The organism is Sphingomonas sp. LY29 (genome assembly GCF_035593985.1).
In the GTDB taxonomy this organism is placed as follows: Bacteria; Pseudomonadota; Alphaproteobacteria; order Sphingomonadales; family Sphingomonadaceae; genus Sphingomicrobium.
This window is the reverse complement of the sequence record NZ_CP141587.1, coordinates 835,064-853,381: the sequence shown is the minus strand read 5'-3', so window position 1 is coordinate 853,381 and position 18,318 is coordinate 835,064. Positions and strand designations below refer to the sequence as shown.

The 18,318-nt window shown below is 64.6% G+C and carries 18 protein-coding genes and 2 tRNA genes; 12 read left to right on the top strand and 8 right to left on the bottom strand.

Going from position 1 to position 18,318, the window contains the following annotated elements; genetic code table 11:
• Window positions 1–28: 28 nt before the first annotated feature.
• Window positions 29–466 (top strand): VOC family protein, encoded by a 438-nt coding sequence (locus tag SH584_RS04335; protein WP_324808836.1) that lies wholly within the window; start codon window positions 29–31, stop codon window positions 464–466.
• A gap of 3 nt (window positions 467–469) precedes the next feature.
• Here SH584_RS04335 and astD read toward each other — a convergent pair whose 3' ends face one another.
• Both astD and SH584_RS04325 read right to left on the bottom strand, forming a co-directional pair.
• On the bottom strand, window positions 470–1,915 hold the full coding sequence (gene astD, locus SH584_RS04330; protein WP_324808834.1) for a succinylglutamate-semialdehyde dehydrogenase: 1,446 nt from the start codon (window positions 1,913–1,915) through the stop codon (window positions 470–472).
• Between the two features lie 49 nt (window positions 1,916–1,964).
• Window positions 1,965–3,326: a protein adenylyltransferase SelO family protein gene (locus SH584_RS04325; protein WP_324808832.1), complete on the bottom strand. Its 1,362-nt coding sequence runs from the start codon at window positions 3,324–3,326 to the stop codon at window positions 1,965–1,967.
• Window positions 3,327–3,367: 41 nt separating this feature from the next.
• Here SH584_RS04325 and SH584_RS04320 point away from each other — a divergent pair, with 41 nt between their 5' ends.
• A complete protein-coding gene (locus tag SH584_RS04320; RefSeq protein ID WP_324808830.1) occupies window positions 3,368–4,246 on the top strand; it encodes an alpha/beta fold hydrolase in 879 nt (292 codons plus the stop codon).
• On the opposite strand, the gene SH584_RS04315 is transcribed toward SH584_RS04320, so the two are convergent.
• The 3 genes from SH584_RS04315 to SH584_RS04305 all read right to left on the bottom strand — a co-directional run bounded on the left by SH584_RS04315 (window position 4,243) and on the right by SH584_RS04305 (window position 5,379).
• A complete protein-coding gene (locus SH584_RS04315; protein ID WP_324808828.1) occupies window positions 4,243–4,839 on the bottom strand; it encodes an SCO family protein in 597 nt (198 codons plus the stop codon). The two genes, SH584_RS04320 and SH584_RS04315, sit on opposite strands and share 4 nt — an antisense overlap.
• A 6-nt stretch (window positions 4,840–4,845) precedes the next feature.
• Entirely contained in the window at window positions 4,846–5,283 is a 438-nt protein-coding gene (locus tag SH584_RS04310) for a copper chaperone PCu(A)C (protein WP_324808826.1), read from the bottom strand.
• 22 nt (window positions 5,284–5,305) lie between these two features.
• Window positions 5,306–5,379 (bottom strand) — tRNA-Cys (locus tag SH584_RS04305).
• Between the two features lie 167 nt (window positions 5,380–5,546).
• On the opposite strand from SH584_RS04305, the gene SH584_RS04300 reads away from it, so the two are divergent.
• The 5 genes from SH584_RS04300 to SH584_RS04280 all read left to right on the top strand — a co-directional run bounded on the left by SH584_RS04300 (window position 5,547) and on the right by SH584_RS04280 (window position 12,845).
• The gene (locus tag SH584_RS04300; protein ID WP_324808824.1) at window positions 5,547–6,128 is read left to right on the top strand and encodes a protein-L-isoaspartate O-methyltransferase family protein; all 582 of its coding nucleotides are present in this window, start codon (window positions 5,547–5,549) and stop codon (window positions 6,126–6,128) included.
• Window positions 6,129–6,150: 22 nt separating this feature from the next.
• Window positions 6,151–7,605, top strand: coding sequence for a TolC family outer membrane protein (locus SH584_RS04295; protein ID WP_324808822.1), 1,455 nt, complete (start codon window positions 6,151–6,153; stop codon window positions 7,603–7,605).
• A 38-nt stretch (window positions 7,606–7,643) separates the two neighbouring features.
• Window positions 7,644–8,048 carry a DUF2497 domain-containing protein gene (locus SH584_RS04290; protein ID WP_324808820.1) on the top strand — a complete coding sequence of 135 codons (405 nt, stop codon included), beginning with the start codon at window positions 7,644–7,646 and terminating at the stop codon, window positions 8,046–8,048.
• A 41-nt stretch (window positions 8,049–8,089) separates the two neighbouring features.
• A complete protein-coding gene (locus SH584_RS04285; protein WP_324808818.1) occupies window positions 8,090–10,156 on the top strand; it encodes a S9 family peptidase in 2,067 nt (688 codons plus the stop codon).
• Window positions 10,157–10,223: 67 nt separating this feature from the next.
• Window positions 10,224–12,845 carry a valine--tRNA ligase gene (locus SH584_RS04280; RefSeq protein WP_324808816.1) on the top strand — a complete coding sequence of 874 codons (2,622 nt, stop codon included), beginning with the start codon at window positions 10,224–10,226 and terminating at the stop codon, window positions 12,843–12,845.
• Here the strand turns inward: SH584_RS04280 and SH584_RS04275 are convergent, their stop codons facing one another.
• Entirely contained in the window at window positions 12,846–13,736 is an 891-nt protein-coding gene (locus SH584_RS04275; protein WP_324808814.1) for a diacylglycerol/lipid kinase family protein, read from the bottom strand.
• Window positions 13,737–13,799: 63 nt separating this feature from the next.
• On the opposite strand from SH584_RS04275, the gene hemB reads away from it, so the two are divergent.
• Together hemB and SH584_RS04265 are read left to right on the top strand one after the other, a co-directional pair.
• Complete coding sequence (gene hemB, locus SH584_RS04270) at window positions 13,800–14,795, top strand: porphobilinogen synthase (RefSeq protein WP_324808812.1); 996 nt, start codon at window positions 13,800–13,802, stop codon at window positions 14,793–14,795.
• 16 nt (window positions 14,796–14,811) lie between these two features.
• Window positions 14,812–15,366: a GNAT family N-acetyltransferase gene (locus SH584_RS04265; protein WP_324808810.1), complete on the top strand. Its 555-nt coding sequence runs from the start codon at window positions 14,812–14,814 to the stop codon at window positions 15,364–15,366.
• Here SH584_RS04265 and SH584_RS04260 read toward each other — a convergent pair.
• Complete coding sequence (locus SH584_RS04260) at window positions 15,363–15,863, bottom strand: hypothetical protein (protein WP_324808808.1); 501 nt, start codon at window positions 15,861–15,863, stop codon at window positions 15,363–15,365. The genes SH584_RS04265 and SH584_RS04260 overlap by 4 nt on opposite strands.
• Before the next feature lie 98 nt (window positions 15,864–15,961).
• Between SH584_RS04260 and SH584_RS04255 the strand changes: the two genes are divergently transcribed.
• The 3 genes from SH584_RS04255 (at window position 15,962) to SH584_RS04245 (ending at window position 17,741) form a co-directional block, all read left to right on the top strand.
• Window positions 15,962–16,038 (top strand) — tRNA-Arg (locus SH584_RS04255).
• 257 nt (window positions 16,039–16,295) lie between these two features.
• Entirely contained in the window at window positions 16,296–16,466 is a 171-nt protein-coding gene (locus tag SH584_RS04250; RefSeq protein WP_324808806.1) for a hypothetical protein, read from the top strand.
• Window positions 16,467–17,483: 1,017 nt separating this feature from the next.
• Window positions 17,484–17,741 (top strand): DUF6894 family protein, encoded by a 258-nt coding sequence (locus SH584_RS04245; protein WP_324808805.1) that lies wholly within the window; start codon window positions 17,484–17,486, stop codon window positions 17,739–17,741.
• A 14-nt stretch (window positions 17,742–17,755) separates the two neighbouring features.
• Here SH584_RS04245 and SH584_RS04240 read toward each other — a convergent pair whose 3' ends face one another.
• A complete protein-coding gene (locus tag SH584_RS04240) occupies window positions 17,756–18,076 on the bottom strand; it encodes a hypothetical protein (RefSeq protein ID WP_324808803.1) in 321 nt (106 codons plus the stop codon).
• Window positions 18,077–18,318 lie beyond the last annotated feature (242 nt).

The following is an 18,318-nucleotide window of genomic DNA, read 5'->3' as shown; positions in this document are numbered from 1 at the left end:
ATCCTGACCACTGTGGCGGAGGACGAACGTGGAAGCCCAGAAACTGCATCGCGGCCGCTTGATCGACCATATCCAACTGGTCGTCCGCGACCTTGAGTCATCGAAACGTTTCTATTCCGCGGTTTTCGAGGTACTTGGGATCGACCTCGTCGAGACCGAGCATGGCTTCTTCTATGCCGACGAGCTGGTCGTTTCGAGCGCCGATTCAGAGGCATCGGAAGGCAGGCTGACCGGCCGGGTCCATCTCGCCTTCCAAGCCAAGGACCGTGAGCAGGTACAGGCCGTCTACGATGCCGCTCTGGCCAACGGCGGCACCGATCACGGCGCGCCGGGCGAACGGCAGCAGTATCACCCGGGCTATTTCGCCGGCTACTTTCTCGATCCCGACGGAAGCAACATCGAGGCGGTTTATCACGGTGAGGCGGACCGTTCCGCCGACAGCATCGAAATCAATTTCAAGCAGTGACGCCTAGCGGTCGGTCACCCGGTCATTCTCTGGCACATAAGCGGCGCGCAAGCCTTCGCCGATCGCCACTCGGACCGCTTCGGCTTCCACGCTCGTGACGGGATAGGCGCAATAGTCAGCGGCATAGAAGGCGCTCGGGCGGTGGTTGCCGCTCATGCCGACGCCGCCGAACGGAGCTGTCGATGGAGCGCCGTTGGTCGGGCGGTTCCAATTGATGACCCCGGCACGCGCGTTCGCCCAGAAGCGGTCGTAGAGCGCGGGGTCGCGGGTCAGGATGCTGGCGGCAAGGCCGAAGCGGGTGCGGTTGGCCTCGTCGATCGCTGCATCGAAATCCTTCACGCGGACCAACTGGAGGACAGGGCCGAACATTTCCTCGTCGGGGCGATCCTTAATGTCTGTTACGTCGATCAACGCGGGGGTGAGGTAGGGACGTTCCTCATAGGCGCGGTCCAGGCGCCGGATCGGCTTTCCGCCCTTCATCATCAGCCCGACAAACTGCTCCTGCAGGTGATCGGCAGCCGCAACGTCGATCAGGGGGCCCATGAATGGCTGCGGATCGGCGTGCGGATGATCGACGATGATCCGGTCGATCAGCTTGACGATCTCGTCGATCAGCGGCTGGTGCACGCCATCCTCGACGATGAGGCGCCGAGCGGCGGTGCAGCGCTGCCCCGCGGACAGGAATGCCGATTGTACGATCAGCGTCGCCGCCTGCTCCAGGTCGGGCGTGTCCCACGCGACGATCGGGTTGTTGCCGCCCAGTTCGAGCGCGAGAATCTTCTGCGGCGTGTCGGCGAACTGGCGATTGAGCGCCAGCCCAGCGCGCGCCGACCCCGTAAAGAGCAGGCCGTCGATCCCCGGTTCGGCGGCGAGCGCCTTGCCGGTTTCCGGCCCGCCGATCAGCAGGCGGATGACGCCTTCGGGAATGCCAGCCTCGATCAAGCAATCGACGAGGAACGCGCCGGTGGCCGGGGTTTTCTCACTGGGTTTGAACACGACCGCATTGCCCGCCAGTAGCGCGGGGACGATGTGGCCGTTGGGAAGATGCGCCGGGAAATTATAGGGGCCGAGCACCGCCAGGACGCCATGCGGCTTGTGCCGGACCGCGACCTTGTTCCCCATCGCGGCCTCCAGCCGGCGCGTCGGGGTGCGTTCGGCATAAGCGCCGATGCTGATGTCGACTTTGGCAACGACCGATGCGACTTCGGTCTTCGCTTCCCAGAAGGGCTTGCCGGTCTCGCGGGCGATCAGGTCGGCGAAGTCCTGCTCGCGGGCGCGGACGACATTGGCGAAGCGGCGCAGCGCTTCCATGCGGTAACTGAGCGAGTGCGCGGCCCATTCCGGCCAGGCCAGGCGTGCAGCGGCCACTTCGGTGGCGGCGTCGCCGACGCTTCCGGACCAGATTTCGGCGCCGGTGGCCGGCTCCGTCGAGATGACACGCTCGCTCATTGCTGCTCCCACGTCCGTTGGCCGCCGTTCCCACGCCGGCCCGCGGCGGTCAAGCATCCGACGCCATGGCGTCGCCCATGCGGCGGATCGCAGCGACCTTGTCGTTGAACGGCGTCCAATCGTCGTCGCGGTCGATCGCGGACCAGATCGCTTCGACCTCCTCGATCAACATCGAACAGGGAACCGCATCCGACCAATATGGATGCGATCGCGGTCGCTCGCGTCCCTCCACTTGCGACTTCAGTGCATCGAATGCCGGGTCCGCATAAATGTCCGCATCGGGAATTCGACCGCCGCGCCAGTCGAAGAAGAGGCGATCGACGCCGACTTTCCGCGACCGCAGGGCTGAGAGAAGCGCGGAAGTCAGCGCACCGTCGGCTGTTTCATCCGCCGAGGCGACCCCCAACCGAACACGCAAGCGCTCGATGAGTTGACCCTCGAATCGCTTCGGCCAGTCGGCGAGCAGGTCGGCCAGGGCGGGCGCCTCCGCGATGCGGGCGAGGCAGCCGGCCAATTGGGCAACGTCCCACTGGATCGCTTCGGGCTGGCGGCCGAAGGCGTAGAGGCCGGTCTGATCGAAGTAGGCGGCGGTGAACTCCTCGTCCCAGTGCTCGACAAAGCGCCATGGGCCATAGTCGAAGCTCTCGCCCGTGATGTTGATGTTGTCGCTGTTGAGCACGCCATGGACGAAGCCGGCGGAGAGGTAGGAAGCGGCGAGCGTCGCGGTTCGGCTGCAGACGAGGTCGAGCAGGCGCACTGCATCGTCGCCTTCCTCGTCGAAGAGGTTGTTCAGCGCATAGGCGGTCAGAGCGCGAAGGCCCTCGTCATCCTCGAAAAACGCCAGCAGCTGAAAGCTGCCGATGCGGACATGGCCATGATTGAGTCGGGTCAGCACGGCGGAGCGAGTCGGGGAAGGCTCGTCCCCTCGCCACAATTGCTCGCCGGTCTCGAACAGAGAAAAGGTCTTCGACGTGTTTACGCCGAGCGCCTCCAGCATTTCGGTCGCGAGCACTTCGCGCACGCCGCCTTTCAGCGTCAGTCGTCCGTCACCCTGTCTACTCCATGGAGTCTGGCCGCTGCCCTTCGTTCCAAGGTCGAGCAGGCGGCCGCGGTCGTCGCGCACCTGCGCGAACAGGAAGCCCCGCCCGTCGCCAAGGTCAGGATTATAGTGGCGGAACTGGTGACCATGATAGCGAAGCGCGAGCGGCAGGGGCAGATTGTCTGGCAATGGCTCGAACCGCGCGAAATGTGCTTCCCAGTTCACTTGACCAAGCCCGACGCGCTCGGCCCACCGGATATTGGCGAAGCGCTTGATCGCCTTTGGAAATTGCGCGGGCTTCACAGGATCGTAGAAGCCGTCGCCGAGCGTGAGGATCGCCGGGTCGGCACGATATGGTTGCAGGCTGGCCATCGGCCCGCGATAGGGGAGGCGAGACAAGGGGAAAAGCGCCGATGGCGAAATGGACCGACCGTACGATCAACAGCGCCGATGGGCTGACCCTTCACTATCGCGATTATGACGGACCGCGCGACCGCCCGCCGATCCTGTGCCTCCCCGGCCTGACCCGCAACGCACGCGATTTCGAGCCGGTGGCCGATCGCTTCGCCGGCGAATGGCGCGTGCTGTGTCTCGACTTTCGCGGGCGCGGCGGCAGCGAATTCGATCCCGTACCCGCCAACTATCATCCAGGCACTTACGCTGCAGACGTGCTCAAGCTGCTCGATCAGCTTGGAATCGCCGACGCGGTCTTCATCGGAACGTCGCTTGGCGGCCTCGTGACGATGGTCATAGCGGCGAGCGACCAGGAACGGATCGCGGGCGCGATGCTCAACGACATCGGCCCTGAGGTCATGAGTGAGGGCATCGACCGCATCAGCGGTTATGTCGGTATGGACACGCAATACGCCGACTGGGCTGACGCAACGCGGCAACTGGCCGAGCGCAACCGCGACAAATTCCCGAACTGGTCGGATGCGGAGTGGGAACGCTTCGTGCGCCGCGTCTGCCGCGAGGACGAGAATGGCAAGGTGCGCTTCGATTACGACATGCGGATCGCCGACAATTTCCGGATCGCGGTCGAGCAACCGGCGCGCGACACCTGGTCCTATTACAAGGCGCTCGACGGCCGCCCCGTGCTCATCCTGCGCGGCGCGCTGACCGACCTGCTAGACGCCGAAGTGGCCGAACGGATGACTCGCGAGATCGACGATGCCGAGTTGGTGACCGTGCCCGATGTCGGCCACACGCCAAACCTCGAGGAGCCCGAATCGCTGGATGGAATCGAACGGCTGCTGACGCGAGTGCTCGCCCGCGAGAGCGCCGAAGCCTAGTTTGTAATCCGCCGGAGCTTGTCCAGCGCGACGTCGTCGCCCTCTTCGTACGCCAGCGTCGAGACGAACCCGCCGTTGCGGTCCATCAGAAACACCGCGGCGGTATGGTCGACGCTGTAGCCGCCGCCCGGCTGCGGTGCCTTCGCCGAGTAGACACCGAACTGCTTCTTCACGCGCTCGATATCGGCCGCGCTTCCGGTCAGGCCGACCACCGGCGTGTCGTAGAGCGCCATATATTTTCCGACTTCGGCAGGCGTGTCACGCTCCGGGTCGACGCTGATGAAGACGATCGAAAAGGCATCTTCGCCTTTGCCAACCTGGCGCCGCAGCTTGGTCAGGCGGGCAAGCGTGGTCGGGCAGACGTCCGGGCAGTTGGTGAAGCCAAAGAACACCGCCGCCGGCTTTCCGGCAAGCCGACTGCTGGCGAAAGGTTGGCCATCGGTCCCGGTCAGGGTGAAGGGGCCGCCGATCGGCGCCATGACGGTCTGCTCGACCTGCCCAGTCGATGGTTCCGGAGTTCTGAGCAGGAGCGCGATGACCGCCGCGGCAGCGAGGCCGACCAGGATCCAAAGCACGAGGCGAAGGCGCTTCATCGCCGTCTACCGCTCGCCGGGCGCTACGACGGTAATGGGCACGGCGCGCGCGCCACTGCCTTCGAACGTAACAGTGATCGAGAATTTCTGCCCTGCGACGAGCGGGGTTTGGAGCCCCTCGAGCATGATATGCTTGGCCCCCGGCGCCAGCGCCACCGAGCCGCCGGCGGGAATGTCGAGCGGTCCGACCGCGCGCATCCGCATCACGCCATTCTCGCTGCTGCTGTCATGCACCATCGCCATCATCGCGCGATCGCTGTCGACCTTGGTCAACCGATCGGAAGTGCCGCCGCGATTCTCGATCGTCGCATAGACAGCGCCCATCTTCGCGCCCGGCGCGGTCGCGCGCGCCCAGGCGTCGCTTACCATGATGTTCGCGGGTTCCGGCTGGCCGCAGGAGATCAGCAGCAGGGCGATGGGGGCAAGGGACAGCGAGCGGCGCATATTCACACTTGATGCAAAAGGATGGAGGCCCGACCGGGAATCGAACCCGGGTGCAAGGATTTGCAGTCCTCTGCGTCACCACTCCGCCATCGGGCCTCGGCGGGTGGCGCTTTGGGGGACGGGTCGGTCGCTTGTCAATGCAGGGCTTTCGACGAATGGGGGATGGCTTCGCTTGGCGATGCGGACCGCAGCGGATATGGAGCAACTTGATCCCTTGCTGTATTAGTGACATACGACAGCTTGGCGGAAAGAGGTTTGACGAGATGCAGGATTACAGCCTCGCCCGGCGGGCGATGGTCGACAGCCAGCTTCGCCCCGAAGGCGTGATCGATCGCGGCGTGCTCGCCGCGATGGGGTCGGTGCCGCGCGAACAATATGTTCCCGACGAGGCGAAGGCCCTGGCCTATTTCGATCGCCCGCTTCGGCTCGCCGACGGTAGCTCGATGATGCCGCCGGCCGCGCTCGGTCGCCTGCTCAGCGAGGCTGAGCCTGCGGCCGGCGAACGCGCGCTCGTGATTGGGCCTGTAAATGGCTATTCGGCGGCGATCCTGAAGGCGATTGGCGTCGTCGTGACCAGCATCGCCGCCGACGCCGCGCTGGCTGGAAGCGTCGAAGGCGGCGCTTTCGACCTGATCCTGATCGAAGGCGCGGTCGAGCATGTGCCCGCTTCGATCGCCGCGCTGCTTGCCCCTCAAGGCCGCCTGGCCGTCGCCCTTGCCGACCGCGGCGTCAATCGCCTCGGAATCGGTCGCCTGTCGGGCGGCGTGCTTGGTTTTCGAACCATCGTCGATGCCGACGTCGCGCGGCTCCCCGGTTTCGACCGGCCACGCGCCTTTACGTTCTAACCCTGTTGTTCGGAGAGTTTTCGTGACGCGCCATCTTGCCCTCGCCACGCTCGTCGCTGCGCTTGTCGCAGGCACGGCGTCGGCCGACACGCTGCGCGAAGCGCTGGTGTCGACCTATTCGACCAACCCGACGATCACCGCGCAGCGTGAGGCCCTCCGCAGCACCGACGCGCTGGTGGCGGTCGCTCGTGCGGCCGGACGGCCGACCGTCGCCGGCACCGTCGGCGTCACCCGCGACATCACCCAGTCGGGATCGCTGCGCCGGGTCGGAAGCAAAGGGCCGTTCCTCAATGGCGGCGTCGACCTCAGCGTCCCGATCTTCCAGGGCGGCCAGGTCCGCAACGACGTAAACGCCGCTCGCACTCGCGTCGCGGCGGGCCGGGCCACGCTGCGCGCGGTCGAAGGTGATGTCTTCACCGAAGCGGTCGCGGCCTACATGGACGTTATTCGTGATCGAGCGATCGTTGAGCTCAACACCAACAACGTTCGCGTGCTCGGCACCAACCTCGAGGCGACTCGCGACCGATTCGAGATCGGCGACCTGACGCGCACCGACGTGGCGCAGTCCGAGGCGCGCCTGTCGCTCGGTCGTGCCAACCTCGTCACCGCGCAGGGGCGGCTCCAGTCAAGCGAGGAAAATTATCGCCGCGTGATCGGCCGCCGTCCGGACGCGCTTGCGCCACCGCCGCCGCTTCCGCCGCTGCCGACCAATCCCGACCAGGCGGCGCAGATCGCGCTTGCCAACAACCCTGACCTGATCGCGATCACGCGTCAGGCCGAGGCGGCAAACTTCGACGTGCGTTCGACGCGAGGGTCGCGCCTGCCGACGGTGTCGGGCGTCGCGTCGGCCGACTATGTGAACACGCTCGGCGGCAGCTCCGGTACCAACCTCGACGGCTCGTCGAACCCGCGCAGCGGCACCGCCACCGCGATCGGCGTTCAGGGCCGGATCCCGCTTTATCAGGGCGGACTGCCTGCCGCGCGCATTCGCCAGGCACAGGCGATCGAAGCCCAGGTGCTTGAGCAGCGAGTCGCGACCGAACGCGCGGTTGTCGCCAACACCCGTTCGGCGTTCGCGACCTACCAGGCCGCGACCAACGCCATCAATTCGAACCAGGTGGCAGTCAGCGCCAACGAACTCGCGCTCGAAGGCGCGCGGGCCGAGAATAGCGTCGGCACCCGCACCATCCTCGACGTCCTCAACGCCGAACAGGAATTGCTCAACAGCCAGGTCGCGCTTGTGACCGCGCGACGCGACCAGTATGTCGCGGGCTTCCAGCTGCTCAACGCCATGGGTCAGGCCGAAGCCGACGACCTCGGGCTCGACGGAGGACCGCTCTACGACCCGCTCGGCAACTATCGTCGCGTCGCGGGCGACTGGAACGACTGGGCGAACGATCCGAAGCGTCCGGTCACCGCCACCAGCACGGTCACTCCGGCCGAGCAGCCGCAGGGCGTGACACCGGCGCCGCAATAAGCAATAGATTGGCGATGGCCGGGGCTCGCGAACCATCGATGGAAGACATCCTCGCGTCGATCAAACGAGTGATCGCCGAGGAGAAGGAGATTCGCGCCGCGGCTCCGCTGCCCGGCGCGTCGTACGACGATGCCGAGGAAGACGTTCTCGAGCTCGACGAGAGCATGGCTGCCGAGCCGATCGACCTTCCGGTGATTGAGGCGGACCTTGGTCCGCCACTGGTCGAGGACAGCGTCGCCGACAGCAGCCGGCAGTCGATCGAAGCGTTGGTGACCGCCGCCGCTAGCGCACCGCCGCCGCAGCCCGCGGTCAATCCGCTTGAGGAAATGGTGCGCGAGATGCTTCGGCCATTGCTCAAGCAATGGCTCGACGAGCGCCTTCCGCAGATCGTCGACGATCATGTGAAGCGCGAGATCACGCGGATCACCGGTCGCCCGCTCTAGGGCTTCTTGCACCTTCGCGGGCCTCTGCTAGCGTCCGCGCCATGATCAAGCGCACCCTGCTCGCCGCCGTGCTCGCGGCCTCCGCCCTCGCTTCCACGCCCGCGATCGCGCGCCCGATGACCGCGACCGACATGCACATGATGCGACGCCTCGGCGCGCCCAGCGTGTCGCCCGACGGGCGCTATGCGATCTTCACCCTGTCGAGCACTGACCTTGCGGCGAACAAGCGCAACAATCCGCTCCACCTGCTCGACCTGCGTCGTCCCGGTGCCGCGCCGCAGCCAGTCGCCGCGCTGAAGGGCGGTCACAGCGCCGTGTTCGGCGCCGACGGAGCGATCTGGTACCTCGCGCCCGCCGGCGGTCAGGACCAGCTCTTCCGCATGACGGTGGGCGGCCGACCCGTGCAGGTATCGTCGGTCAAGGGTGACATTTCGGGCTTCAAGATCAGCGCCAACGGCAGCCGCCTCGTCCTCTTCGCCGACCGCGACCTGCGCTGCACCGACTTCGGATGCGCCGGCCTTCCGCTCAAGCCCGCGACCGGATCGGGTCGCGTCTATGATCAACTATTCGTCCGTCACTGGGACACGTGGGTCGAGCCCGGCGTGCGCAGCCGCATCTTTTCCTTCACCATTGCTAATGGCCGCGTGACCGGTCCGGGCGTTCCGGTGACCGGCGCGCTGGTCGGCGATACGCCGTCGAAGCCTTTCGGCGGCGGCGAGGAGATCGCGCTCTCGCCCGACGGTCGCACCGTGTACTTCGCGCTGCGCGAGGCCGGACGCATCGAGCCGACCTCGACCAACCTCGATATCTTCGCCGCGGCCGCCGACGGATCGACGCCGCCCGTGAACTTGACCGATGCCAATGACGGCACCGACACGCTGCCGACCCTGTCGCCCGACGGTCGCACGCTGGCGTATGTTTCGATGGCGCGAGTGGGCTATGAAGCCGACCGGCTGGTCGTGATGCTTCGCGACCTTGCCACCGGGCAGGTTCGCCCGCTGACTTCCGGATGGGATCGCTCGGTCGGATCGCTGGCGTGGACCCGCGACAGCCGCACCCTGCTCGTCACCGCCGAGGACACGATGGAAGCGCCGGTGTGGCGTATCGACGTCGGCAACGGCCGGGTCACCCGACTGACCGGCAACGGCCATGCCGGCAACGTCCTGCCGATGCCCGACGGCGGCGCGCTGTTCACGCAGAACAGCGTGATGGCACCCGACGACCTGTTCCGCGTGACCGCGGGCGGCACCGTATCGCGCCTGACCGACGTCAACCGCGACCTGCTGGCGCAGCTCGACCCGGTCAGCTTTGAAAAGTTCGCCTTTCGCGGTGCCGACGGCGACCGCGTGTGGGGGATGAAGATGAAACCCGCCGGGGCACGCGGGAAGCTCCCGATCGCCTTCGTCGTCCACGGCGGCCCGCAGGGCAGCTTCGGCAACGGCTGGTCCTATCGCTGGAACCCGCGGCTGTTCACGTCGCCCGGCTACGCGGTGGTCAGCATCGATTTCCACGGGTCGACCGGATACGGCCAGGCCTTCACCGACTCGATCCGCAACGACTGGGGCGGGAAACCGCTCGAGGATTTGAAGCGCGGGCTTGCCTACGCAACCGCGCAGGACGCGCAGCTCGATGCCAACAACGCCTGCGCGCTCGGCGCCAGCTATGGCGGCTACATGATGAACTGGATCGCCGGGAAATGGTCCGACCGGTTCAAATGCCTCGTCCAGCATGACGGCGTCTTCGACGCTCGCGCCATGGCCTACGAAACCGAGGAATTGTGGTTCGACGAGTGGGAGCATGGCGGGAAGACCTATTACGAAGACCCCGATGCCTTCGAAAAGTGGAATCCGGTGAACCACGTCGCGCAGTGGAAGACCCCGATGCTGGTGATCACCGGCGAAAAGGACTTCCGCATTCCCTATACGCAGGGGATTGCGAGCTTCACTGCGCTCCAGCGGCGTGGCATTCCGTCGAAGCTGGTGGTGTTCCCGGACGAGAATCACTGGGTGCTCAAGCCCAAGAATTCGATCCAATGGTACGGCGAAGTGTTCGGCTGGATGAACCGCTGGATGGGTCCGCAGCCGATCATGCAGAACGCTGCGCAGTAACCGGCGCGAGGCGGCGGGCAGGGCATCGACGGTTGAGTCCTTGCCCGCCCGCCGCTAACCGCCGCTGATGACCGAACTCGCCAAGACTTTCGACCCCGCCGCCATCGAGGCACGCTGGTATCAGCATTGGGAAGAGGGCGGCCTGTTCCGCCCCGCGCGCGGCGACGCGACTCCGTTCACGATCGTCATGCCGCCGCCGAACGTCACCGGCAGCCTGCATATCGGGCATGCGCTCGACAATACGCTGCAGGACATCCTGACCCGCCATGCGCGGATGCAGGGCAAGGATGCGCTTTGGGTTGTCGGGACCGACCATGCCGGCATCGCCACGCAGATGGTGGTCGAGCGGCAACTGGACGGGGAGGGCGTCAAGCGCACCGACCTCGGCCGCGATAAATTCCTGGAGCGGGTCTGGGATTGGAAAGCCGAAAGCGGCGGCCAGATCACGCGGCAGCTTCGCCGCCTTGGCGCGTCGTGCGACTGGTCGAACGAGCGCTTCACCATGGACGAGGGCTTTTCGAAGGCCGTCACCCATGTGTTTGTCGAATTGCACAAGCGCGGGTTGCTCTACCGCGACAAGCGGCTGGTGAACTGGGATCCCAAGTTCCAAACCGCGATCAGCGACCTGGAAGTCGAAACGCGCGACACCGCCGGAAAATTCTGGACGCTGCGCTATCCGCTCGAAACCGGTCCGGGCTTCATCGAGGTTGCAACCACGCGGCCCGAGACGATGCTCGCCGACATGGCGGTCGCGGTTCACCCGACCGACGAGCGCTTTGGCGCGATGCTGGGCAAGAAGCTGCGCCAGCCGATCACCGGTCGCCTGATCCCGATTGTCGCCGACGAACATGCCGATCCCGAGCTTGGGTCGGGCGCGGTTAAGATCACGCCGGGACACGATTTCAACGACTATGAAGTCGGAAAACGCGCGGGCTTCAAACCCGGCGAGATGCTCAACATGCTCGACGCCGGTGCGAAGGTCACCCAGACCGCCGACGGCCTGATCCCCGCCGAACTGATCGGAATGGACCGCTTCGATGCGCGTAAGCGGGTGGTCGAATTGCTCGAGGCCGAGGGCGCCTTGGTCAAGGTCGAGGACCGCGTCATCGCCACGCCCTACGGCGACCGTTCGAACGTCGTCATCGAACCGTGGCTGACCGACCAATGGTATGTCGACGCCGCGACGCTGGTGAAGCCGGTGATCGAAGCGACCCGGTCGGGCGCAATCAAGATCGTTCCCGAAAGCTGGTCGAAGACCTGGTTCAACTGGCTGGAGAACATCCAGCCGTGGTGCGTCTCGCGCCAGTTGTGGTGGGGGCACCGGATTCCGGCGTGGTTCGACACGGACGGCAATGTCTTTGTCGCCGAGACCGAAGAGGAGGCACGTGCGCAGGCCGGCGACCGCGAGCTTCGCCGAGACGAAGACGTGCTCGACACCTGGTTCTCTTCGGCGCTGTGGCCGTTTGCCACGCTCGGCTGGCCCGAGCAGACCGCCGACCTACAGCGCCACTACCCCAACGACGTGCTCATCTCCGGCTTCGACATCCTGTTCTTCTGGGACGCGCGGATGGCGATGCAGGGGATCGAGTTCATGAAGGAAGTGCCGTGGAAAACGCTTTACCTTCACGGCCTCGTCCGCGACGCCAGCGGCGCCAAGATGTCCAAGTCGAAGGGCAATACGGTCGACCCCCTCGGGCTGATCGATCGCTACGGCGCCGATGCGCTGCGGTTCACGCTGGCGGCGATGGAAAGCCAGGGCCGCGACATCAAGCTCGATGAAAAAAGGGTCGAAGGCTATCGCAACTTCGCCACCAAGCTGTGGAACGCCGCGCGTTTCCTTCAGGGCAATGGTGTCGGCGCATCGCAAAGCATCGCTGCGCCCGAGGCCGAGCTGCCGGTCAATCGCTGGATCATCGGCGAAGTCGTCTCGACGCTAGCGACGCTCGACAAGGCGTTCGCCGAGCTTCGCTTCGACGACATGGCCGACGCGATCTACCACTTCACCTGGGGCACCTTCTGCGACTGGTATGTCGAGCTGGTGAAAGGGACGTGGGACGGCGAAACGCGCGCGGTCGCGGCGTGGGGGTTCGACCAGATCCTCGTCATGCTCCACCCGCTGATGCCGTTCATCACCGAAGAGCTGTGGCATAGCATGGGCGAGCGGCCTTACGACCTGATCGTTGCCAAATGGCCGGAGCCCGAGGCCCAGGCCGACCCCCGCGCCAAGTGGGAAATCGACGGGCTCGTGCGGCTGATCGAGGAAGTTCGCGCGATGCGCGCCGAGCTCAACGTGCCGTGGAGCGCGACCCTGCAGCCGCAGGTCATCGGCGGGCACGAGGGAATGATGACGCGGATGGCGGCGAACGAGCCGACGCTGGCCCGCATTGCCAAGGTCGGTCCCGCCATCGCCGCGGATGCGGTGCCAGAAGGCTCGGCACAGATCGTCGTCGACGGCGTCACCATCGCCTTTCCGTTGGGCGACGCGATCGACCTCGATGCCGAGCGCGCTCGCTTGGCGAAAGCGATCGCCGTGGCGGAAAAGGACCGCGACGGACTCGCCGCGCGCCTCGGCAATCCGTCCTTCACCGAGCGGGCCAAGCCCGAAGCGGTCGAGAAAGCGCGTGCCGACCATGAGGAGCGAGCGTCCGAGGCCGAACGCCTGTCGGCGGCATTGGCACGGCTGGGCTGATCAGTCTTTCGGTGCGGCGACTTCGATGACGCCGTCGGCGATGTGGACCGTCACCGGCGTCTTGGCGGAAATCTCGCCGTCGATGCTGATCTTCTGACGCGGGCGCGCTTCCAGGCGCATCGAAGTGCCGCGCCATTCCGTGGTCGTCATCTCGCGATTGCGGAGCTTGAATAGTGTCGCGAACCAACTCCACGCGAGGCCCCACAGGCTTTTGCCCGTGACCGCCTGGATGACGATTTCGCCGCTGTCGAGCGCCTGTGTCTCCGTGAGTTCGACGCCGCCATGGTGAGTGCCGTTGAAGATGCGGGCTTCGGTCGCCCACGCCTTGACGCAGCTGCCGTCTTCCAGCGTGACGCGGAGGCGAAAAGGGCGGAACTTGAACGCAACCCGCGCCGCCCAAATCAGGTAGCCGACCATGCCGAGATATTTCTTGAGCTTGTGCGGCACGGTGTCGGCAATCAGCGGGCTCAGTCCGAGCGCCGCGGCATTGGCGAAATAATCGTCATCGATCATTCCAAGATCGATCCGCTTGCGCTGCCCGTTGGCGATGACGTCGATTGCGGCATCGAGGTCGGTGGTCATGCCCAGCGTCTTGGCGAAGCTGTTGGCGGTGCCGAGCGGAAGGATCGCGAACACCGTATCCTTGCCGACGAAATGATCGACGTTGGTCGACAGCGACCCGTCGCCCCCGCCGAGAATGACCATAGGCGCGCGCTCGATCGCCTTCTTGACGGTCGGGTCCATATCCTCGGGCTTATCGACCGCATAGGCGTCGATCAGGTCGATCCCGGCGGCGATCAGCTTGTCGCGCGCTTCTTCGAAGACGTCGGCGCCGCGGCGGCTCATGGCATTGACGACCAGGATCGCTTGGCGGGGAAGGGGTTTGCTCATGCGCGCTCAATGCATGGGAAGCGCGATATGGTCCGACGCGACGAATGACGATATGGCGCGACCATGTCCCAACCGTCCTTTCCCGCGCTTCGAATGCGCCGTGGCCGTAGTTCGCCATGGATCCGCGCCATGCTCGCCGAGCATCGACTTCACGCCAGCGACCTGATCTGGCCGCTGTTCGTCTGCGCCGGTTCCGGGTGCGAAGAACCGATTGACGCGCTACCCAGCGTCAGCCGCTGGAGTGTCGATCGTCTGGCCGAAAAGGCCCGCGAGGCGCGCGATCTCGGCATTCCTTGTATCGCGCTGTTTCCTAACACGCCGGCCACCCTTCGCAGCGAGGATGCGCGCGAGGCGCTCAATCCCGACAATCTGATCTGTCGCGCGATCCGCGCGATCAAGGAGACGGTGCCGGAGGTCGGCGTGTTGACCGACGTCGCACTCGACCCTTACACCGCTCACGGCCATGACGGCCTAGTCGACGATCGCGGCTGCGTGAAGAACGACGAGACGTCGAGGATTTTGGTTGAGCAGGCGCTGGTACAGGCCGCCGCGGGCGCGGATATCGTCGCGCCGTCGGACATGATGGACGGCCGGGTCGGCGCGATCCGCGAAGGGCTGGAGCAGGCCGGGCACTGCGATGTCGCGATCATGGCCTACGCCGCCAAATATGCATCGGCCTTCTACGGCCCGTTTCGCGACGCTGTCGGCAGTCGCGGCCTGCTGAAGGGCGACAAGCGCGGTTACCAGATGGATCCCGCCAACGCCGCCGAGGCGCTTCGCGAAGTCGCGCTCGACCTCGCCGAGGGCGCCGACATGGTGATGGTCAAGCCGGGGCTGCCCTATCTGGACATCGTCGCGGCGGTGAAGCGTGAGTTCGGCGTTCCGACCTTCGCTTACGCCGTGTCGGGCGAATATGCGATGATCGAGGCTGCGGCCGCGACCGGCGCGGGCGACCGCGACGCGCTGATCCTGGAAACACTCACCGCATTCAAGCGCGCCGGCGCGACCGGCATCCTCACCTATCACGCGCCCGACGCGGCTCGACTGATTCAGGGCTGAAGTCGTGACTGCGATCGTGGCTACGACCGAGCGCCTGATCCTTCGCGAGTGGGGGGTGGGCGACAGCGACCGTTTCTACGAGGTCATGAATAGCCCCGCGGTCATGCGCTGGCTGGGCGGCGTGCAGGATCGCGCGAAATGGGATGCAGCGGTGGAGCGCCTTGACGGCTTCCAGAGGGACTATGGTCACACCTTCTGGCTGGTCGAGCGCCGCGAATCTCGTGAATTGCTTGGCTTCTGCGGACTCAAGCGGGTCAACGCAGAGGGAACCGATCTCGTCGGCCAGTTCGAAGTCGGCTGGCGGTTTCGCGAATCCGCGTGGGGCCAGAGCTTCGCAAAAGAGGCGGCGACTGCCGCGCTCGACCTTGCATTCGGACGTTTCGGCGCGCCTTTCGTCGTCGCCTTCACAGTCGATGGCAATGAGGGAAGCTGGGGCCTGATGAAGCGGCTCGGGATGACACGGCGCCCCGATCTCGACTTCCATGACCCTCGCTTCGGGCCGGAACTCAATCCGACCATCGTCTACGCGATCGACGCCGCCGCCTGGCGAGCGACGCGGCGGGAAGCCTAGCGCCCCAGCCGAGCGCTGATTTGCGCGATCGCCGACGCCTGCGCGGCGTTGATCTCGCCAACGGTATTTGCCGCCTCGCGGATCGCCTGCTGGTCGGCTGCGGTCAGATTGCCGCTGCGTTCGGCGGCCAGAGAATCGATGTCGGCCGCGATCCGGGTCACTTCGCCATGCGTGCGGGTCAATTCGGACACGCTTTGCTCGGCGGCGATCCAGCTTTCGCTTTGAGGAGCGCCCGCGGCAGCGGCGAGGCGTGCGGCAGAAGCGCGCTGAGCCTCGAACGGTCCCGTCGTCGCACGAGCGTCGCGCACCAGCGCCGACAGAGTGGATGCCAGCGATGCATCGACGGGCCCGGGCGGGACGTCACCCGGCACGGGGATGCGGGGATCGATGGCTTCGGCGGCGCGAGGTGCAAGGCTCGGCTCCACGCCGGGGCGCGAGGAGGAGCAGGCAGTGAGGGCGACGATGACTGCGATGGGGACGAGACGGAGCATGGCCATGGTCTAGGCAGGCTGCAGGTCTTTCGCAACGACATGCACTTCAGTGGCGAAAGAGGGTTGCGCGGTCCGGCACCCCGTCCTAATGGACCCCCCGGCACGCGCCCGTAGCTCAGCTGGATAGAGCATCAGACTACGAATCTGAGGGTCGGACGTTCGAATCGTTCCGGGCGCGCCATTTTTTTCTAGTGTTATCAATCATTTAGCTGTTTCCCTGCGAAAGGAGGCGGTTGAGACCCTGTTGCGCCGTGTTGCGATGGATTATCCCTGATTTCCGCCGTTTCCATTTACGTCCCGGCGGCTCCATGCAACACAGATGCAACATGCAGGACGGTCGGGGGTTGTGTATTCCTCGAGCGTCAATTTGATTTGGTGTCAATGCAGACAGAGAAACCAAAGAAGGAACGTGACCTTACGCAGATCGGCTGCTGGGTCATGGCCATCGGACTTCTAGCGTCCGCGACTGCTGGTTTGCATTTCTTCATTCAAGAAGGATTGACCGTCGCTGCGGCCTTGTGGCTGGCAGGCGGATCAATCGTTACGGTCATTGCGAGCTTGGCACTTATCGCGATCGGCTTTCGAAAAGACGGCAGCGGGGAAGATTGATGCAGGAGGAACCTAATCAGGAGGCGCTCTTCGAGATCGAAGGCCCGGATGAGGATGGCTGTGTATGGGCTTGCTCGCCAGCGGGTCGCGACGTGTGGTGCAGGAACTTGGGCCCGCAAGAGAAGGTCATTGAGGTGTTCTCGCAGTGGCTGGCTTGCGCCGATGCGGACAATCACCACACGCCTTGACCATACTGATATTACGAAGTTTAATTACCTTACCGTGGTCGAGTCGGGAGAACTTCCCCAGCCCCAGTCTTTCGACTCCCACGGACTAATCCTGAGGTGCGCTGTCGCTGTCCGCCTCGCCGTCGATTTTAAGCCAGAGATGTTCCCATTCGGTTGGTGCAGTGTGCTTGCCGAGGCCAAGTCAGAGGGACTTGGCTCGATCCGGTTCCACGAGCGCTTCTAGCACGGTGGATTCGAGGTTTTGGCGAGACTATGCTAAAGCTTCCTCAGCCCCTGATCCTTTTTCGCGAGCATATCGGGCCTGAGAGACACGCGTATCGCGCTCCCGCTTGTTAAGAGGGAGAGACGCATGTCTTCCGAGAACGGATATTATCAGCAGCGACTTCAGGAAGAGCGCGCGCGCGAAAAATCCGCGACCGACCACTCTGTCCGAGCCGCACATCGTGCCATGGCCGAGCGATACCAAGAGCTCATCTCAACCCCCAATCTTCAGAGCCGGCTTCAGATTGTCAGCGACCAATGAAGGTGCATGGTGAGCTTGAGCATAGCAACCATCGCCGGTCCTGGGAGGCGGAGGACCTCAGTCAACTCCGCTCCTGCGTGGCTGCCGAAATGCCCATACCCAAGATAGCGGCATCGATGGGAAGGACGCAGGAAGCGGTGAGCTCCCGCGCTAGACGCGAGGGGTTGCTACATACACGAAAGAGGAGGGTGTCCGTATCGACGTCAAGCTGACTAGGTAATCGAGCGCACTTCTGACGCACGTTTTTCATTTGGAGTCGCCGGAACGCTTTCGGGGGGGCAATCGCTCTAAAGGGCGGAGGCAAGCATGGCGGTTTACAACATCAATCTGCGGACCCAGTCCGTCATTTCCGAAACTTGGCAGGTGGAGAAGGAGGACCACTCCACCTTAAGAGTCGAACTCGCCCGCTTTGTCGGTGAGTTTCTCAAGGATCACGCTGGCCGCATCTGGGCAGACGAGGACTGGCGGGTCGACGTCACTGACGAATCGGGACTCATATTGTACGTCATGCACGTCTCTGCGACGAACACAGCCGCCACGTTAGAGCGTCCGAGAACCGACTAGAGTTTCGGCGGGGCCTACGGAGCCGTTTCAATAAGCTGGACGATCGAATTTCGTAGCGATTTGCTGTCGAAGTTTTCATCCACCATCAGGTAACCTTCGCGCTTCAGCTGCTTTTTCACCTCTGCTAGATCGTTGCAGGATGGGGCAATCTGGTAAGCTCGTTCGATAACATTGGTGACGCGTTCCATGCCGTTAACATTGCGGGCATGGACCGAAATTGCAACGTCGTTCAGCGCGGCGCCGGCGGCGACAGCAGCGTGGTCTTGGCTTCTTTCGCGCCGCACCTCGAGCATTTCAGCCGCGCTCGTATCTCTGCCAGGCAGCCCGTCCCGCATCGCCTAGCGACTTCGAAGCCGTCCATCGTCCTAGCGGTGCCGCAGTTGCCGCACTCGACCTTCAAGGCGCATCCAAAGCGGACGAGATCGGCGGCGGTGCGGACATGCTTAGTCGACATATTCGCCCGCTACGCTGATGCGAACGATTCGTGAACATCGAGAATCGTGCAATGTCTGCTTTCGACCCATTTCGGACGCCAGCCTGTGACGCTTGGAGCTTCCGAGATACGCGTGAGACTTGC

What these genes read in the sequence shown, in the direction of transcription:
- SH584_RS04240 (WP_324808803.1), bottom strand. Translation starts at nt 18,076, where the DNA reads ATGCGGGACGGGCTGCCTGGCAGAGATACGAGCGCGGCTGAAATGCTC.
- SH584_RS04315 (WP_324808828.1), bottom strand. Translation starts at nt 4,839, where the DNA reads ATGAAGCGCCTTCGCCTCGTGCTTTGGATCCTGGTCGGCCTCGCTGCC.
- hemB (WP_324808812.1), top strand. Translation starts at nt 13,800, where the DNA reads ATGTCCCAACCGTCCTTTCCCGCGCTTCGAATGCGCCGTGGCCGTAGT.
- SH584_RS04310 (WP_324808826.1), bottom strand. Translation starts at nt 5,283, where the DNA reads ATGCGCCGCTCGCTGTCCCTTGCCCCCATCGCCCTGCTGCTGATCTCC.
- SH584_RS04280 (WP_324808816.1), top strand. Translation starts at nt 10,224, where the DNA reads ATGACCGAACTCGCCAAGACTTTCGACCCCGCCGCCATCGAGGCACGC.
- SH584_RS04275 (WP_324808814.1), bottom strand. Translation starts at nt 13,736, where the DNA reads ATGAGCAAACCCCTTCCCCGCCAAGCGATCCTGGTCGTCAATGCCATG.
- SH584_RS04320 (WP_324808830.1), top strand. Translation starts at nt 3,368, where the DNA reads ATGGCGAAATGGACCGACCGTACGATCAACAGCGCCGATGGGCTGACC.
- SH584_RS04285 (WP_324808818.1), top strand. Translation starts at nt 8,090, where the DNA reads ATGATCAAGCGCACCCTGCTCGCCGCCGTGCTCGCGGCCTCCGCCCTC.
- astD (WP_324808834.1), bottom strand. Translation starts at nt 1,915, where the DNA reads ATGAGCGAGCGTGTCATCTCGACGGAGCCGGCCACCGGCGCCGAAATC.
- SH584_RS04245 (WP_324808805.1), top strand. Translation starts at nt 17,484, where the DNA reads ATGGCGGTTTACAACATCAATCTGCGGACCCAGTCCGTCATTTCCGAA.
- SH584_RS04325 (WP_324808832.1), bottom strand. Translation starts at nt 3,326, where the DNA reads ATGGCCAGCCTGCAACCATATCGTGCCGACCCGGCGATCCTCACGCTC.
- SH584_RS04290 (WP_324808820.1), top strand. Translation starts at nt 7,644, where the DNA reads ATGGAAGACATCCTCGCGTCGATCAAACGAGTGATCGCCGAGGAGAAG.
- SH584_RS04260 (WP_324808808.1), bottom strand. Translation starts at nt 15,863, where the DNA reads ATGGCCATGCTCCGTCTCGTCCCCATCGCAGTCATCGTCGCCCTCACT.
- SH584_RS04250 (WP_324808806.1), top strand. Translation starts at nt 16,296, where the DNA reads ATGGCCATCGGACTTCTAGCGTCCGCGACTGCTGGTTTGCATTTCTTC.
- SH584_RS04300 (WP_324808824.1), top strand. Translation starts at nt 5,547, where the DNA reads ATGCAGGATTACAGCCTCGCCCGGCGGGCGATGGTCGACAGCCAGCTT.